The organism is Nocardioides immobilis (genome assembly GCF_003515065.1).
GTDB classification, from domain to species: Bacteria; Actinomycetota; Actinomycetes; order Propionibacteriales; family Nocardioidaceae; genus Nocardioides; species Nocardioides immobilis.
Window position 1 is genome coordinate 76,193 of record NZ_QXGH01000014.1, and the last position, 15,073, is coordinate 91,265.

General features: G+C 68.9%; 16 protein-coding genes. 1 reads left to right on the forward strand and 15 read right to left on the reverse strand.

Translation table 11 applies throughout. From position 1 onward, the window contains the following. Nucleotides 1-37: 37 nt before the first annotated feature. From D0Z08_RS10410 to D0Z08_RS10480, 15 genes are all read right to left on the reverse strand, one after another. Nucleotides 38-1,054, reverse strand: a complete 1,017-nt coding sequence (locus tag D0Z08_RS10410; RefSeq protein WP_118925177.1) for a DNA-directed RNA polymerase subunit alpha — start codon at nucleotides 1,052-1,054, stop codon at nucleotides 38-40. A 123-nt stretch (nucleotides 1,055-1,177) separates the two neighbouring features. Beyond that, nucleotides 1,178-1,786 carry a 30S ribosomal protein S4 gene (rpsD, locus tag D0Z08_RS10415; protein ID WP_118925178.1) on the reverse strand — a complete coding sequence of 203 codons (609 nt, stop codon included), beginning with the start codon at nucleotides 1,784-1,786 and terminating at the stop codon, nucleotides 1,178-1,180. Between the two features lie 30 nt (nucleotides 1,787-1,816). Beyond that, a complete protein-coding gene (rpsK, locus tag D0Z08_RS10420) occupies nucleotides 1,817-2,218 on the reverse strand; it encodes a 30S ribosomal protein S11 (protein ID WP_038681087.1) in 402 nt (133 codons plus the stop codon). Between the two features lie 5 nt (nucleotides 2,219-2,223). Then, the gene (gene rpsM / locus D0Z08_RS10425) at nucleotides 2,224-2,601 is read right to left on the reverse strand and encodes a 30S ribosomal protein S13 (RefSeq protein ID WP_118925179.1); all 378 of its coding nucleotides are present in this window, start codon (nucleotides 2,599-2,601) and stop codon (nucleotides 2,224-2,226) included. 149 nt (nucleotides 2,602-2,750) lie between these two features. Further along, entirely contained in the window at nucleotides 2,751-2,864 is a 114-nt protein-coding gene (rpmJ, locus tag D0Z08_RS10430; protein WP_004008316.1) for a 50S ribosomal protein L36, read from the reverse strand. A 35-nt stretch (nucleotides 2,865-2,899) separates the two neighbouring features. Beyond that, nucleotides 2,900-3,121, reverse strand: coding sequence for a translation initiation factor IF-1 (infA, locus tag D0Z08_RS10435; RefSeq protein ID WP_028656368.1), 222 nt, complete (start codon nucleotides 3,119-3,121; stop codon nucleotides 2,900-2,902). Between the two features lie 215 nt (nucleotides 3,122-3,336). After that, nucleotides 3,337-4,254 carry a hypothetical protein gene (locus tag D0Z08_RS10440; protein WP_147381392.1) on the reverse strand — a complete coding sequence of 306 codons (918 nt, stop codon included), beginning with the start codon at nucleotides 4,252-4,254 and terminating at the stop codon, nucleotides 3,337-3,339. Between the two features lie 20 nt (nucleotides 4,255-4,274). Continuing rightward, the gene (locus D0Z08_RS10445) at nucleotides 4,275-5,321 is read right to left on the reverse strand and encodes an LLM class flavin-dependent oxidoreductase (protein WP_118925181.1); all 1,047 of its coding nucleotides are present in this window, start codon (nucleotides 5,319-5,321) and stop codon (nucleotides 4,275-4,277) included. A 45-nt stretch (nucleotides 5,322-5,366) separates the two neighbouring features. Continuing rightward, on the reverse strand, nucleotides 5,367-7,898 hold the full coding sequence (locus D0Z08_RS10450; protein WP_118925182.1) for an FHA domain-containing protein: 2,532 nt from the start codon (nucleotides 7,896-7,898) through the stop codon (nucleotides 5,367-5,369). A gap of 67 nt (nucleotides 7,899-7,965) precedes the next feature. Beyond that, complete coding sequence (locus tag D0Z08_RS10455; protein ID WP_118925183.1) at nucleotides 7,966-9,000, reverse strand: TerC family protein; 1,035 nt, start codon at nucleotides 8,998-9,000, stop codon at nucleotides 7,966-7,968. 211 nt (nucleotides 9,001-9,211) lie between these two features. Next, nucleotides 9,212-9,826, reverse strand: coding sequence for an aspartate/glutamate racemase family protein (locus tag D0Z08_RS10460; protein ID WP_220454138.1), 615 nt, complete (start codon nucleotides 9,824-9,826; stop codon nucleotides 9,212-9,214). A gap of 38 nt (nucleotides 9,827-9,864) precedes the next feature. Beyond that, entirely contained in the window at nucleotides 9,865-10,512 is a 648-nt protein-coding gene (gene otnC / locus D0Z08_RS10465) for a 3-oxo-tetronate 4-phosphate decarboxylase (RefSeq protein WP_118925184.1), read from the reverse strand. Beyond that, nucleotides 10,509-11,810 carry a 3-oxo-tetronate kinase gene (gene otnK / locus D0Z08_RS10470; RefSeq protein ID WP_118925185.1) on the reverse strand — a complete coding sequence of 434 codons (1,302 nt, stop codon included), beginning with the start codon at nucleotides 11,808-11,810 and terminating at the stop codon, nucleotides 10,509-10,511. Before otnK ends, otnC begins: the two co-directional genes overlap by 4 nt. Nucleotides 11,811-11,833: 23 nt before the next feature. Next, a complete protein-coding gene (locus tag D0Z08_RS10475) occupies nucleotides 11,834-13,279 on the reverse strand; it encodes an NAD(P)/FAD-dependent oxidoreductase (RefSeq protein ID WP_182481264.1) in 1,446 nt (481 codons plus the stop codon). Between the two features lie 34 nt (nucleotides 13,280-13,313). Further along, a complete protein-coding gene (locus D0Z08_RS10480; protein WP_118925187.1) occupies nucleotides 13,314-13,982 on the reverse strand; it encodes a haloacid dehalogenase type II in 669 nt (222 codons plus the stop codon). 210 nt (nucleotides 13,983-14,192) lie between these two features. Between D0Z08_RS10480 and D0Z08_RS10485 the strand changes: the two genes are divergently transcribed. After that, a complete protein-coding gene (locus D0Z08_RS10485; RefSeq protein ID WP_118925188.1) occupies nucleotides 14,193-15,071 on the forward strand; it encodes a LysR family transcriptional regulator in 879 nt (292 codons plus the stop codon). The last annotated feature ends 2 nt before the right edge of the window (nucleotides 15,072-15,073 follow it).

The window sequence follows — 15,073 nt, forward strand, 5'->3', positions numbered from 1 at the left end:
GCGCGTCACCGTTTCCGACACGCTCGCCCAATCCAACTCAGTACTGCTCGTCCTCGACGAAGGTGTCGTCGTCGTCATCGCCGTACGACGCAAGCGCCGCGTGCGGGTCGAAGCCCGGAGCGCTGTCCTTGAGGGACAGGCCCATCTCGACCAGCTTCGCCTTGACCTCGTCGATCGACTTCGCACCGAAGTTGCGGATGTCGAGCAGGTCCTGCTCCGAGCGGCTGATGAGCTCACCCACGGTGTGGATGCCCTCGCGCTTGAGGCAGTTGTAGGACCGGACGGTGAGCTGCAGGTCCTCGACCGGCAGGGCCAGGTCGGCGGCGAGCTGCTCGTCGACGGGCGACGGGCCGATGTCGATGCCCTCGGCCTCGACGTTGAGCTCACGGGCCAGGCCGAAGAGCTCGACCAGCGTCTTGCCGGCCGACGCGATGGCGTCGCGGGGCAGGATCGACGGCTTGGTCTCGACGTCGATGACGAGCTTGTCGAAGTCGGTGCGCTGCTCGACACGGGTGGCCTCGACCTTGTAGGTCACCTTCAGCACGGGGCTGTAGATCGAGTCGACCGGCATCCGGCCGATCTCGTTGTCGGCGCCCTTGTTCTGGACGGCCGAGACGTAGCCGCGGCCACGCTCGACGACGAGCTCCATCTCGAGCTTGCCGTTGTCGCCCAGGGTGGCGATCTTCAGGTCGGGGTTGTGGACCTCGACACCGGCCGGGGGCGCGATGTCCGCCGCGGTGACGTCGCCGGCACCGGACTTGCGGAGGTACATGGTGACCGGCTCGTCGTGCTCCGAGGAGACGACCAGGCCCTTGAGGTTCAGGATGATCTCGGTGACGTCCTCCTTGACGCCCTCGATCGTCGAGAACTCGTGGAGCACGCTGTCGACCTTGATGCTGGTGACCGACGCGCCCGGGATGGACGACAGGAGGGTACGACGGAGGGAGTTGCCGAGCGTGTAGCCGAAGCCAGGCTCGAGGGGCTCGATGACGAACCGCGACCGGAACTGGTCGACGGTCTCCTCCGACAGGGTGGGGCGCTGTGCGATGAGCACTGTGTTCTTATCCTTTCCGGACCGACCGCTATATGAGGGCCCAGACGTGGTGCTTGGACGGGTGAGGCTGAAGGTGGGCGGGGAAGCCCGGTCAGGCGGCGCTGACGAGGCCCCCCACTCACGTCACTTCTTCGAGTAGTACTCGACGATGAGCTGCTCCTGGATCGGGAGGTCGATCTGCTCCCGGACCGGCAGCTGGTGCACCAGGATGCGCATCCGCGTCGGCAGCGCCTCGAGCCAGGCAGGCACGATCCGCTCGCCGTGGGTCTCGCGGGCGACGATGAACGGCGTCATCTCCAGCGACTTCTCGCGGACGTCGATGATGTCGTACTGCGTCACCTGGAACGACGGGATGTCGACCTTCTTGCCGTTGACCAGGAAGTGACCGTGGGTCACCAGCTGGCGGGCGTGACGGCGGGTCCGGGCGAACCCGGCGCGGTAGACGACGTTGTCCAGGCGGCACTCGAGCAGCTGGAGCAGGTTGTCGCCGGTCTTGCCCTGGCGACGCGCGGCCTCGACGTAGTACTTGTGGAACTGCTTCTCGAGGATGCCGTAGGTGTAGCGCGCCTTCTGCTTCTCCTGCAGCTGGTTGCGGTACTCGCTCTCCTTGATCCGCGCGCGGCCGTGCTGGCCCGGCGGGTAGGGGCGCTTCTCGAAGGCAGCGTCGCCGCCGATGAGGTCGACACCGAGACGGCGCGACTTCTTGGTGATGGGACCGGTGTAACGGGCCATGTCCTTACGCTCTCTTTCTCAGTCTCGGGGTCAGACGCGCCGGCGCTTGGGCGGGCGGCAACCGTTGTGCGGGGCAGGGGTGACGTCCTGGATGGTGCCGACCTCGAGGCCGATCGCACCCAGGGACCGGATCGCCGTCTCGCGGCCCGAGCCCGGGCCCTTGACGAAGACGTCGATCTTCTTCATGCCGTGCTCCATCGCCCGACGGCCGGCGGCCTCAGCGGCCATCTGCGCGGCGTACGGCGTGGACTTGCGGGAGCCCTTGAAGCCGACGGTGCCGGCAGAGGCCCACGAGATGACCGCCCCGGTGGGGTCGGTGATCGTGACGATCGTGTTGTTGAACGTGCTCTTGATGTGGGCTTCGCCCTGAGCGACGTTCTTCTTCTCCTTGCGGCGGACCTTCTTCGCGCCCGCACGAGCCTTGGGAGGCATCTAGATCACTTCGCCTTCTTCTTGCCGGCAACGGTGCGCTTCGGGCCCTTGCGGGTACGAGCGTTGGTCTTGGTGCGCTGACCGCGGACCGGGAGGCCCTGGCGGTGACGACGACCCTGGTAGCTGCCGATCTCGATCTTGCGGCGGATGTCGGCCTGGACCTCGCGACGGAGGTCACCCTCGATCTTGATGTCCGCGCCGTCGATCGCGTCGCGCAGCTTGACCAGCTCTTCGTCGCCCAGCTCGTGGACGCGCAGGTCGGGGCTGACCCCGGTGGCTTCCAGCAGCTTCTGAGCGCGGGTACGGCCGATGCCGTAGATGTAGGTAAGAGCGACCTCGATGCGCTTGTCGCGCGGCAGGTCTACTCCGACGAGGCGTGCCATGAAAGGCGTATCTCCTTGGATTCCACTGAGGTGTCGTGCGTGATGCGTCCGTCCGCGGACGGCGCCGGCCTCAGTTCCGACGGTGGGCTTCGTCGTACGACGAAGCTGCGATCACGCTGCAGAGGTTATTCAGTTGTGGCGGTTCTGCTTCAGCCCTGGCGCTGCTTGTGGCGCGGGTTCTCGCAGATCACCATGACGCGGCCGTGGCGACGGATCACCTTGCACTTGTCACAGATCGGCTTGACGCTCGGGTTGACCTTCATGTCAGCCCTTTCTTGGGGTAGCGGCTTGTCGGTGCTTACTTGTAGCGGTAGACGATGCGACCCCGGCTGAGGTCGTACGGCGAGAGCTCCACCACGACCCGATCCTCGGGGAGGATCCGGATGTAGTGCTGGCGCATCTTGCCGCTGATGTGAGCGAGGACCTTGTGGCCGTTGCTCAGCTCCACACGGAACATCGCGTTAGGAAGGGCCTCCACAACGGAGCCCTCCATCTCGATGACGCCTTCTTTCTTCGCCATGCCGTCCTTCGGGTTGGGGTTGTCTACCGGTGACCCGGGAACCTCCTCCGCAGCCCTGACGGGCGACTTCGGTGGACCTCGTGATGTCGTGTCGCGAGCCTCAACCCAGCGCGCAGCGACCTACTCTGGAGGAGTCGATCGGTAGCGACCGGGCAGCCGCGAGGCAGCACGACACAGACCCACGTTGGGCCGACACGCCAGTTTAGTCCACTGATTCACGAACTCCCAATCGCGACCGTGAGCAACTCGGTGGCGATCGCTGCTGCCCGGCCGGTCGCGGCGTCGTCGACCTCGACCTCGTAGATGACGGGTCCGACCTGGGCAAGACCGGACGCTTGGCTCACCGCAGCGGCAGGGTCGTGGACCAGCAGGGCGGCGTCGGCACCCGGCACCTGGATCTGCTGGGGAGAGACGCCCTCCGGGACGTATCCGTGCTCAGCGAGGTAGCGGTCCGGGTCGCCGGCGTCACGGGCGGTGCTGAGGGTCGCGCTGGTGCCCGTTCCGGTCTCCCAGGAACATGAGGACCACGCCTCCTCCGCAGGGCCGGCCTCCCGCTCGGCACGCCGCCCCAGCACGGAGGTGACCTGCGGGTCGAGGTCACAGACGTCCGGCACCGCAGCGCCGGTGTGGTCGACGGCGTCCCCACCGAGCGCCGCCGACAGCAGTCGTACGGCGACCTCCGTCGAGCCACCGAAGGTGACCACGAAGGCGTTCCCGTCCACCTCAGCGGCGACCTGCTCGATCACCAGGTCGCCATCGTCCGTGGTGAGGACGACCGCATCGTCGGCGCCGGGTACCTCGATCGGGTTCTCGGTCACCTCGCCGAACATCTCGAGGCCCCGCACGACCTGGTCGAGGTCCCCCTCACCTGCACTGACGGTCAAGGTAAACGGTGCCTCGTCCTCGCTCTGCTGGTAGGAGCAGAGCGGGAAAGGCAGGTCCGGGGAGGGCTCGTGGGCGCGAAGGTAGCTCGCCCCGACGATACGGGTCGCGTCCTCCGGCGGGAGGAGGGCGCAGACGTCGTCGATCGGCTCCGGGTCCCCGGACGAGCCACTCCCGGAGCCGTCGTCACCACCCGAGCACGCGGAGAGGACCAGAGCGGCTGCACCGGCCGCGAGAATCGAGCGCATCACCCGGCGCAGGCTAGCGGTGCTCAGGTCGCCAGCAGCTCGAGGGTCCGCACCCGCGCCGGAGCGCTGCCGGGGTCGGTGCCGGCCACGGCACCGGCGACGGGGTGCACCATCACCTCGTCGACGTCGTACGACGACGCGAGCTCCTCGATCTCGGCCCGGGCGCCGGCGGCGTCGCCGATGACCCAGCGTCGCCGCATGGCCTCGAGCAGCCCGGAGTGCCCCTCGGGCAGCCCGTCGGCGACGACCTTCTCCGCGTCCTCCACCAAGGGTTGGGCGGTCAGGGTCTGACCGGTGCGGAGGGCCAGCATCTGCAGCAGCTGCGGGAGCGCCAGCCGCCGCGCGTCGTCGGCCGTCTCCGCGACGGCCGCGTTGACGGTGAGGAAGGTCCGCGGCTCGTCGAGCAGCGCGGACGGCCGGAAGGTCGAGCGATAGAGGGCGAGCGCCTCGGCCGTGCCGGAGCCCGAGAAGTGGTGCGCGAAGACGTAGGGCAGGCCCTTCTCCGCGGCCAGTCGCGCGGAGTAGTCGGAGGAGCCCAGCAACCACGGCGTGGCCACCGACCGTGCGGCCGGGGTGGCCTTGAGGACGTGGGTGCGTCCCCGCAGGTCGAGCCCGGCGCCGGCCGGTTCCATCATGGTCAGCACGTTGTCGACGTACTCACCGAACCGCTCGACGGCGTTGTCGTCGACGCCGCCCGCGCCGTGGCGGAGCGCCCAGCGGGTGATCGGGTCGGTGCCGGGCGCGCGACCGATACCGAGGTCGATCCGCCCCGGGAAGGCTGCCTCGAGCAGGGCGAACTGCTCCGCGACGACGAGCGGGGCGTGGTTCGGCAGCATCACGCCGCCGGACCCCACCCGGATCCGGGTCGTCTGACCGGCGAGCAGGCCGATCAGCACCGGCGGGTTGGTCGCCGCGACCGCTGGCATGTTGTGGTGCTCGGCGACCCAGTAGCGGCGGTAGCCGAGCCGGTCCGCCGTACGCGCGAGGTCGATCGAGGCCTGGACGGCGTCGGCGGAGGTCTGGTCGGAGCGGACCGGGACGAGGTCGAGGACGGAGAGGGCGGGAGGCATCGCTGGTTCCAAGGCCAGGCGCGGCCCGGGCATTCCCGGGGTCGGTCAGTCCTCGGTGGCGCTGCGACTGGTGAGCCACAGGCCGAGGCCGAACGCGACCGCGCAAAGGACACCCAGCATGCCGAGGCCCATGAGGTAGTGGCCCGCGCCGGCGAGCGCGATCCAGTCCTCGTCCTCGGGTGCCTGACCCCGGACCAGGCCCATGGTCGAGGCGGTCGCGGCGTACGCCCATCGTGACGGCGACAGCCAGGCGATCTGCTCGAGGACCGGCCGGCCGGCGATGCCGAACAGCGAGCCGGACAGCACGAGCTGGATCATGATCACGCCGACCAGGGTCGGCATCGTCTGCTCGTTGCTCCGCACCAGGGCCGACAGTGCCAGACCCACGACCGCCATGGTGAACGCGAGGAACGCGATCGCGAGGGCGAGCCGGATGGTCCCGAGCTCGCCGTCGGGTCCAGGTAGACCGACGGTGGCGATGACGGTCACCAGCAGGCCCTGGACGAACGCCGCGCTGCCGAGCACCAGGACCTTGCTGAGGAAGTAGATGCCGGGTGACAGGCCGACGGCGTACTCCCGCCGGAAGATCGGCCGCTCCCCCACCAGCTCGCGGATCGCGATCGCCGTCCCCATCAGGCAGGCCGCAACCAGGAGGACGATCAGCCGCTGACGGGCCTCGCCCTGGTCGAAGACCATGCGGATGGCGTCGCCGAACGGCTCGCCGTCCTGCATCGCCTTACATTTTCCGCGCCCGATGGACTCGGTCTTACCCGGACATGTGAGTGACTCGTCGAGGGAGAACCCGTAGGTCCCCGGGACCAGCCGGCTCAGTCCGCCGAGGACCAGCGGCAGCAAGAGCAGCATGCCGAGGAGGAGCCGGTCCGAGACGACGACCGCGGCATTGCGCCGGACCATGGTCGAAAGCTGGCGGCCGGGCGACTGCCGGGGCGGCGACGGTACGCCGGCGGCGGCCGCCGGGAGAGCTCCGGTGGTCGGGGCGAGCTGGGGCTGGGCGGGGATCTGCTGCCAGAGGTTCGGGTCGTCGAGCAGGTCGAAGACCTCGGGATAGCTGGGCCGGCGGAAGTGGGCGAGGACGCCGGACGGCGGACCGAAGTAGGCGACCCGACCGCCGGGCGCGAGCACCATGACGTTGTCGCAGACGTCGAGCGCGAGCACGGAGTGGGTGACGACCATGACCACCCGGCCACCGTCGGCGAGGGAGCGGAGCTGCTTCATGACCTCGAGGTCGAGGCCCGGGTCGAGCCCGGACGTCGGCTCGTCGAGGAACAGCAGCGGAGGGGCAGTCAGCAGCTCGGTCGCGATGGACACCCGCTTCTTCTGCCCCCCGGACAGCTCGGTGCCGATCCGGTTGTCGAGCCGCGAGGTCAGCTGGAGCTGGTCCGCCACCTGGAGGACCCGGGCATCCTGCTCCTGCCGGGTGGTGTCGGGCGGGAGCCGGAGCTGGGCGGCGTACCGCAACGCCTGGCGGACCTTCAGCTGCGGGTGCTGGATGTCCTGCTGGGGCACCAGGCCGATCTGGAACCGGAGCTGGTCGTAGTTCGCGTAGAGGTCGTGGCCCTGCCAGATCACCCGCCCGTGCGTGGCCGGCCGGAGCCCGGTGAGGGCACCGAGGAGCGTCGACTTGCCGGCGCCGGACGGTCCGATGACCGCCGTCAGGCTGGAGGGCTTGAGCTGGAACGACACGCTCTGCAACAGCTGCTTGCCGCCGGCCACGACCGTCGTCAGCCCATCGGCGTACAGCGTGAACTCGTGAGTCGTCGCCGATGCGATCAGCTGGGAGCCGTCCCAGCGGAAGGTCTGGTTGCCGATGATGACCTCGGCGCCGACCGCGAGCTGCACCGCGCCCTGCACCCGGTGCCCGTTGACGAAGGTGCCGTTGAAGCTGCCGAGGTCGTGCAGGACCGCCAGCCGGCCGGGGCCGCCCGGGTCGAGCCGGGCGTGCCGACGGCTGACGAGCGCGTCGTCGAGCACCACGTCGTTGCCCTGCTCGCGTCCGATGCTGAGGGGACGGCCGGCGGCGACCTGCTGCGGGAGCACGATCGAGTGGCCGTGCGCGAGCTGGCCGGGCGGGACGTTCTCCTGCGGCCGCCAGGCGTCCACCGGCGCCGCACCGGCGGGGAGCTGGGGCGGCGGCAGGTTGCGCCACCACTGCTCGTCCGGCGCGCCCGGTGACGGCTGGTACGGCGGCGGCGCAGCTTGGTGCGGCGGCGGCACGGGCCGGGACGCCGAGGCCGGAGCGTCCACCAGCCGCACCAGCACCGCCTCCCCCGCCGGACCTCCGAGGTGGAGGCTGAGCGGGTTCATCGGTACGGCGAGCCGGTTGATCCGCTGCCCCCGCACGAACGTCCCGTTGCTGCTCGTGTCGACGACCACCCAGGAGCCGGACTCACGCTGGAGGACGACGTGGTGCCGCGACGCGCTCGGCTCGCTCACGACCACGTCGCAGTCGGCCTCGCGGCCGATGACCACCCGGTCGGCGTCGAACGTCCTCGTCGTCCCGCCCCATTCGACCTGAAGGCGCTGCTGACCGCCGGGACGGTGTGATGCGCTGGTCATGGGCCTCGTCGGGAGCTCGGGAGCGGGTTCGCAGGAGAACCCTAACCATGCCCGACCGGCGCCGTGGTCAGTCCTTCCAGTCCGGACCGGCGGTGTCGTCGACCTCGGCCGGGACGTGCGCCGGGGTCGGCTCGTCCTTGGCCGACCTGGTCAGGCTGGCGACGGCGGTGATCACCAGGGTCGCGATGATCACGCCGAGGCTGAACAGCGAGGAGATCTCGGGCGCCGCCTTCACGTGCTCGCCGCCGTTGATGAACGCGAGCTCGTTCTCGTGCAGCGCGTGGAGGACGAGCTTCACGCCGATGAAGGCGAGGATGAAGGCCAGGCCCAGCGACAGGTAGATGAGCCGCTCGAGCAGCCCGCCCAGCAGGAAGTACAGCTGCCGCAGTCCCATCAGCGCGAAGACGTTCGCCGTGAAGACCAGGTAGGGCTCCTGGGTGATGCCGAAGATCGCCGGGATCGAGTCGAGCGCGAACAGGATGTCGGTGACCCCGAGGGCGATGATCACGATCACGATCGGGGAGACGAGGCGCACGCCGTTCTCGTGGTACCAGAGCTTCAGACCCTGGTAGGTCTCACCGACCCGCATGTGGCTGCGGGCGAACTTCACGACAGCGTTGTCCTCGGGGTGCTCGTCCTCATGGGTGCGGTAGGACTTGACCAGCCCGTAGGCCGTGTAGACCAGGAACGCGCCGAAGATGTAGAAGACCCAGCTGAAGTTCTCGATGAGGGCGTAGCCCAGGGCGATGAAGATGCCGCGGAAGATCAGCGCGAGCACGATCCCGACGAGCAGAGCCTCCTGCTGGTACTTCCGGGGCACCTTGAGCGCAGCCATCAAGATGATGAAGACGAAGAGGTTGTCGATCGACAGTGAGTACTCCGTCAGCCAGCCGGTGTAGAACTCGATGCCGTAGGCCTGGTCATGGTAGAGCCACACGAACAGGCCGAACGCCAGCGCGGCCCCGATGTAGAAGCTGAGCGCGACCGCGCACTCCTTCATCGACGGCTCCCGCGGGTCGCGCGCGATGACGACGACGTCGAAGAGCAGTACGCCGATGGTGGCGGCGATCGTGATGGTCCATTCCAGCGTGGTGACGTCCACAGAGAGCCTCTCGGTGATCAGGGTCGGGCGGTCGGCCCGAGGTCTCTTCCGCCGCCTGCCGGCGACCCACGCTCCCGGACCAGCCCGATGGAGCGGCCGATCGTGATGACGAGAACGCAGCGGAGGAATACTCCCCTCTGGTCCTCCCATCCTTCCACAGCCCGCCGGGAACTCCCGCATCCCGAGATCGAGTACGACGCCGCGCGGCCGGCTAGGCGAGCAACGAGGCGAGCCGGGCCATTCCCGAGCCGGGGCTCGAGAACACCGGGACGGACAGGGCTCCCCCGAGCATGGCGACCACCCGCGCCATCGACGCCTGGGCGAGCACGATCACATCCACGTCCACCGCGAGATCCATGAGTGCCTCCCCGATGATCTCGTCGTGCCGTCCACCGTCGCCCGACCTCATCGCCGTGAATGCCGCCTCTCTCAGCAAGGGTGTCAGCTCGACGTCCTTCCCGAGGCCTCGGGCGCAGCGTCGCAGCAGGTCAACGGTGGGGTCGAGCGTCGATGCGACTGTCGCCAGCACGCCGATCCGCGTGCCGCTCTCGATGGCGGCGGCAGCCATGGGTTCGTCGATCCGCAGGACCGGTACGTCGACCAGCCGTGAGGCGATCTCCACGGCTGGTCCGATCGAGGAGCACGTGGCGAGAACCGCGACCGCGCCACTGTCCGCGGCCGACAGGATGTGGTCCACGACCCGACGATTCAGCGAGGGGGTGAGCCTCCCTGCTGCGATCGCATCTTCCAGCAGGGACTCGTCCACGATGTTGGAGATCTTCACGTCGCCCGGCAGGCCCTTCGCCAATTCCTGGAAGATGGGCACCAACCCAGCGACCGTGTGCACAAGAACAACCCGACGCATCATGCTTGCCGCCTTTCTGCCAGGGCGGTGAGCTGGGCGTCGGCCAGCGGCCTGGTGCGCTGCTCGCGCAGCAACAGCCACAGGCGAGCTGTCTCCTCGATCTCCTCCGCTGCATCCGCCGCAGAGAGGAGATCCTCGGCAACCACGATCGAGCCGTGGTTCGCGAGCAGCATCGCGTGGTGCTCGCGCGCCGTCTCCTCCACCGCGACGCTCAGCGCTGGGTCCCCGGGCGCGAAGTACGGCACCAGGGGCAGCCGCCCCACGCGCATCACGAAGTAGGCGGTCAACGGTGGAAGCGCGGAGCGTCCATCGATGTCGGCCAAGCACGACACGGCCACCGCGTGCGTGCTGTGGAGGTGCACGACCCCTCGGGCGGCCGGACGGGCACGATAGAGCGCGGCGTGCATCACCGCCTCCTTGGAGGGCTTCCCTCCCCTGACCGGACGCCCTGCCAGGTCGATGATCGCGAGCCGGCAGGGATCCAGGGACCCGAGGCTGACACCGGTGGGTGTCACCACGATCTCGTCCTCGATCCTGCAGCTCAGGTTGCCGGTACGTCCGGGAGTGAGGCCGCGGGCGAAGATCGACGCTCCCAGCTCGGCGATGACCTCGGATGCGGCACGAATGGTGTCCTCGTGAGCGCTCATGCGGCGTCGACCAGCAGGCGACGAGAGCCGAAGTTTCCCGACTTGAGCAACAGGCGCAGGGGACGAGGCCCCTCCGTCGTGCACCAGGGCACTCCTGCTTCGAGCTCGTCCTCGACCAGTACGTGCTGGATGCCGAGGGCGGAGACGACAGCCCCGGATGTCTCCCCGCCGGCCACCACGAAACGGCGTGTCCCCATGGCGGCGGCATCCACGGCCAGGGCACCCAGTACGTGTTCCAGGTGCTCAGCAGTCCGCGGTCCCATGGCCGCGACGGCTGCTTCACGTTCTGCTGCCGTCGCCGAGGCGTAGATGAGTCTCGGTCGGCCGGAGGGTTGCGCCTGCAGCCACGCACGAGCCTCGCGGAGCATCTGTGCCGGGTCAGGGGTCCGCACCGGGTTGAGCCTGTGGCTCGGAAAGGCCGTCTTCGCTTCCGAGACCTGCGCGAGGGTCGCCGCGGAGCAGCTGCCCGCCAGGAGGAGGGTGGCTGCGGCGGAGACGGTCTCGACCGGGGTGCTGTGATCGTCCCGCGCGGCACGGGGACCGGCCGACGCGTCGCCGTCGGGGGTCCCCGTCCCGATGTCGCGCTGATCGCGGACGAGCTCGGCCCATGCTTCGGCGAGACCAGCTCCCCCCGTCAACAGCGAGCAGTCCTGCGTCGCTGACACGACGGTCCGGAGGTCATCGACGCTGATCGCATCCGTGACGACGTGGCGAACACCCGATCGCGCAAGGAGGTCGAACGCTTCTCGGACGGTCGGGGGACCCGCGTCAACGACTGCCCAGCTCACGAGCCCCACTGGACCTGCCGTCTGCCGAGCCAGGACCCGGACCAGGTCGGGATCGGTCATTGGTGTGAGGGGGTGGTGGCGTAGCGGTGACTCCGACAGCAGCCGGTCGCCGACGAAGAGGTGTCCCTGGTAGACCGTTCGACCGTGCACCGGGGACGAGGGAGAGATCACCGATGTCCGCATCCCGGTGAGCTGGAGCAAGAGATCGGTGATGGGTCCGATGTTCCCCTCGGTTGTCGAGTCGAAGGTGGAGCAGTACTTGTAGTAGAAGCGCCGCACCCCCTGGCTCGTCAGCCAGTCATAGGCTGCGGAGACGTCTTCGGACGCCTTCTCGACAGACGTCGTGCGGAACTTCATGGCCACGACTACCGCATCGCACGGGGGCAGGGCCTGGCCCGAGGTGGGAACGCCGAACACCAGCGCAACCCGCAGGCCCGCTCGCCGCAGACCAGCGGCGACGTCGGTGCCTCCCGTGTAGTCGTCGGCGATGCATCCGATCTCGGTCATCATGCTGGTTGTCCTTGCGGGATCAGCTAGTGGGACGGGGGCAGGAACGGCGCAACCAGCCGGACGCGCTTCGCGGGCCTCCCCGTGCGCTCCTCGTAGGCGTCAGCGGACGCGAGCGTCTTGTGGATGAGCCTCGAGGCGATGAACCGCAGGGGCTCAGGCTCCCAGTTCCGGGTCTGGTGGCCGACCCAAGGAAGCGACGTCAGGTCCGTGCTGTGTCCCAGGATCAGGTCACGCATCGTGCGGCCGGAGATGTTGGAAGCTGTCACGCCGTGACCGCCGAACGCACCGACGAATCCCAGCCCCGTCTTGCGGTCGAAGGTCGTTCTCATGCACCAGTCGCGCGGGACCGCCAGCGAACCGCCCCAGTGATGGGTGATCCGGGCGTCGGCCACAGCCGGAAGCGCCTCGCGCAGCGTCTGGCACAGCCGCTCATAGACGCGGGAGTCCTGCTCGTTCTCGGGGGAGACGGGATTGCTCAGTCGGTACGGAGCCCCTCGGCCGCCGACCACGATCCGCCCGTCGACCGTCCGCTGGGCGTAGTAGAAGAGGTGCCCCAGGTCTGAGAATCCGATGCCGTCCCGCCACCCGAGCTCGTCCCAGGTCTGCTGCGGGAGAGGTTCGGTAGCGATCAGCAAGGCGTAGAGGGGCAGGAACGTGCGTCGCTGGCCCCGCTCGCGGATCGTGTACGACTCCGTTGCTCGGACCACGACATCGGCCGAGATCCGACCGTTCCTGCACTGGACCACGTTCGGGCCCAGGTGCTCTGCCGGGCTCTGCTCATAGATCTTGACACCCAGACGCTCGCAGGCCGCGGCCAGGCCACGAGCCAGCCGAGCGGGGTCGACGCGCGCACAGTGCGGCGTGAAGGACGCAGCAAGAAGGCCCTCCGGCCCGGGGATGAGGTCGGCGCACTCGTCGGCGGTGAGGAGCCTGATGTCCTCGGGGCCGAGCCCGGAGCTGTGCTTTGCCTCGACGCGGGCACGAAGACGTTGCAGCTGCGGTTCGTTGGTCGCGACGGTGAGCGCCCCCGCCTTCTTGTAGCCGCAGTAGATGCCTTCCACCGACACGACACGGCCGATCTCGTCGATCCCGTGCAGGACCTCGCGCTCGGCCCGGAGGACACTGTCCCAACCGCTACGTCGCGCGTAGCGCGCGCCGCTGCCGGCGATACCAGCCGAGACGAAACCGCCGTTGCGACCGGCAGCGCCGAACCCTGCAATCTCAGCCTCGACCACGGTGACCCGCAGGGACGGATCGGCCGCCTTGAGGTAGTACGCCGTCCACAGCCCGCCGAATCCGGCTCCGACGATCGCGACATCACACGTGTGGTCGCCCGCAAGCTGCTCCCTCGGCGACAGGTCCTGGACTACCCCATCGAGCCACAGGCTCCGTGCCCACGGGTTGTCGGATGGTGGTGGAGGAGCGGGCGCACGGTCCGGGCTGTTCCTCGGGCGTTCTACCTTGAACACGACTACATCTCTCCCGTTCGTGCCTCGTCGTCGATCAGATCCCGAGCAGCGGCGGCAGGTCGGAGAGCAGGTTGATCCCGTGGAAGTTGTAGCTCGGGGTCGCGGGCTCGGCCCCACGCTCCACGTGCACCTTGTGCTTGATGCCCAGGTCGTTGGCCGCCATCAGGTCGTAGCGCGGGCTGGCCGAGACGTGCACCACGTCCTGCGGGCGGCAGCCGAGCTGGTTGAACATGTAGTCGAACGCCTCGAACCGGGGCTTGTAGGCCTGGGCCTGCTCGGCGGTGAAGACGGCGTGGAAGGGTGCGCCGAGCTTCTCCACGTTGCTCATCACCTGGTCGTCGGCGGCGTTGGTCAGGATCACCAACGGGTAGCGCGACGCCAACGCCCGTAGCGCTTCGGGCACCTCGGGGTAGGGACCCCAGGTGGGCACCGCGTCCACGAGGGCCTGACTGTCGGTCTTGCGGTACGGCAGGTCGAAGCGCTCGAGGGTCTTGCGGAGCGAGTCGTGGATGACGTCGGGGAAGGGCTTCCATGGGCCCAGCACCTCGTCGTACCGCTGCCACTTGAAGCCGTGGACGACATCCGCCATCTGCTCGGGAGGAACGATGTCCGCGAGCAGCTCACGGGTCATGTCCGCCATGTGCCAGCGGATCAGCGTCCCGTGCATGTCGAAGGTGATGTACTTCGGCTCGAACTCGATCATGGGGTCTCTCCTCTGAGGCTCGACGGCGTCCTGCTCGGTCTGCGACGCAGGAGCTCGTCGTCGTTGCATCAATGGAACATCCCGACCACCGCTAACGTCCAAGACTCGTTTGCAGGCTGACCGATAGGCGATTCCTATCGATATGCTGGCCACCCGCCCCTTCGATTCGAGAGGCGCAAGACGGCGCCGACGGCGCGGAGAGCGGCATCCATGGACGTTCGGCAGCTCCGCCAGTTCCTTGCCGTGGTCGATCACGGGAGCGTCCATCGGGCGGCCGAGCAGTTGTTCGTGGCCCAACCGTCCGTGACGCAGACGATCCGCCGCCTCGAGTCCGACCTCGGGACGAAGCTGTTCATCCGCCAGGGACGAGGATTGGTCCTCAGCCCCTCTGGGGAGGCGCTGGTCGGCCCGGCGCGGGAGGTGGTCCGGGCGCTCGACGTGGCACGAGAGACGGTCGCCGCCGTCGACGGCCTGCGCGGAGGGCGGTTGAGGATCGCGTCCATGCCGTCGCAGGTCGTCAGCCCGCTGACCGGCCTCGTGGCTTCGTTCGTCGAGCGCTACCCCGGCGTACAGGTGGCCGTCGGCGCCGCACCCCGGCCCGACGACGTCCGAGAGGCCTTGCGGCGCGGCTTCGCCGAGGTCGGCGTGGTCGCAACCGGCGGCCCGACGGAGTCCCTGGCCGACCTCGACCGGCTACCGCTGGAGACCCAGTCCTTCCTCCTGGTCGCACGCGACGACGTGAACCTGCCGGCAGACCACGGTGATCTGGAGCTGAGTGACCTGCGGAGCCTGCCGCTGGTGGCCGGCCAGCCGGGCACCGGGATGCGGCGCGTCGCGGACGCGATCGTTGCCGCCACCGACTGTCGGATCGTGGTGGAGATCGAGCACCGCGAGGGCCTTCTGCCCCTGGTGCTGAGCGGTGTCGGGGCGGCCGTGGTCGCTGACTCGTGGCGCCCCCTGGCCGACGCCGTGGGCCTGCAGGTACGCCGCCTGGTGGTCGAGGACCAGCTCGACGTCGCGCTGGTGTGGCAGCGCTACCGGCTCAGCCCGGCAGCTGCGGCATTCGTGGAGGTGGCCGCAGCCCGCTGACG

What these genes read in the sequence shown, in the direction of transcription:
- rpsD (WP_118925178.1), bottom strand. Translation starts at nt 1,786, where the DNA reads ATGGCCCGTTACACCGGTCCCATCACCAAGAAGTCGCGCCGTCTCGGT.
- rpsK (WP_038681087.1), bottom strand. Translation starts at nt 2,218, where the DNA reads ATGCCTCCCAAGGCTCGTGCGGGCGCGAAGAAGGTCCGCCGCAAGGAG.
- rpsM (WP_118925179.1), bottom strand. Translation starts at nt 2,601, where the DNA reads ATGGCACGCCTCGTCGGAGTAGACCTGCCGCGCGACAAGCGCATCGAG.
- rpmJ (WP_004008316.1), bottom strand. Translation starts at nt 2,864, where the DNA reads ATGAAGGTCAACCCGAGCGTCAAGCCGATCTGTGACAAGTGCAAGGTG.
- infA (WP_028656368.1), bottom strand. Translation starts at nt 3,121, where the DNA reads ATGGCGAAGAAAGAAGGCGTCATCGAGATGGAGGGCTCCGTTGTGGAG.
- D0Z08_RS10445 (WP_118925181.1), bottom strand. Translation starts at nt 5,321, where the DNA reads ATGCCTCCCGCCCTCTCCGTCCTCGACCTCGTCCCGGTCCGCTCCGAC.
- D0Z08_RS10450 (WP_118925182.1), bottom strand. Translation starts at nt 7,898, where the DNA reads ATGACCAGCGCATCACACCGTCCCGGCGGTCAGCAGCGCCTTCAGGTC.
- otnC (WP_118925184.1), bottom strand. Translation starts at nt 10,512, where the DNA reads ATGAGCGCTCACGAGGACACCATTCGTGCCGCATCCGAGGTCATCGCC.
- otnK (WP_118925185.1), bottom strand. Translation starts at nt 11,810, where the DNA reads ATGATGACCGAGATCGGATGCATCGCCGACGACTACACGGGAGGCACC.
- D0Z08_RS10480 (WP_118925187.1), bottom strand. Translation starts at nt 13,982, where the DNA reads ATGATCGAGTTCGAGCCGAAGTACATCACCTTCGACATGCACGGGACG.
- D0Z08_RS10485 (WP_118925188.1), top strand. Translation starts at nt 14,193, where the DNA reads ATGGACGTTCGGCAGCTCCGCCAGTTCCTTGCCGTGGTCGATCACGGG.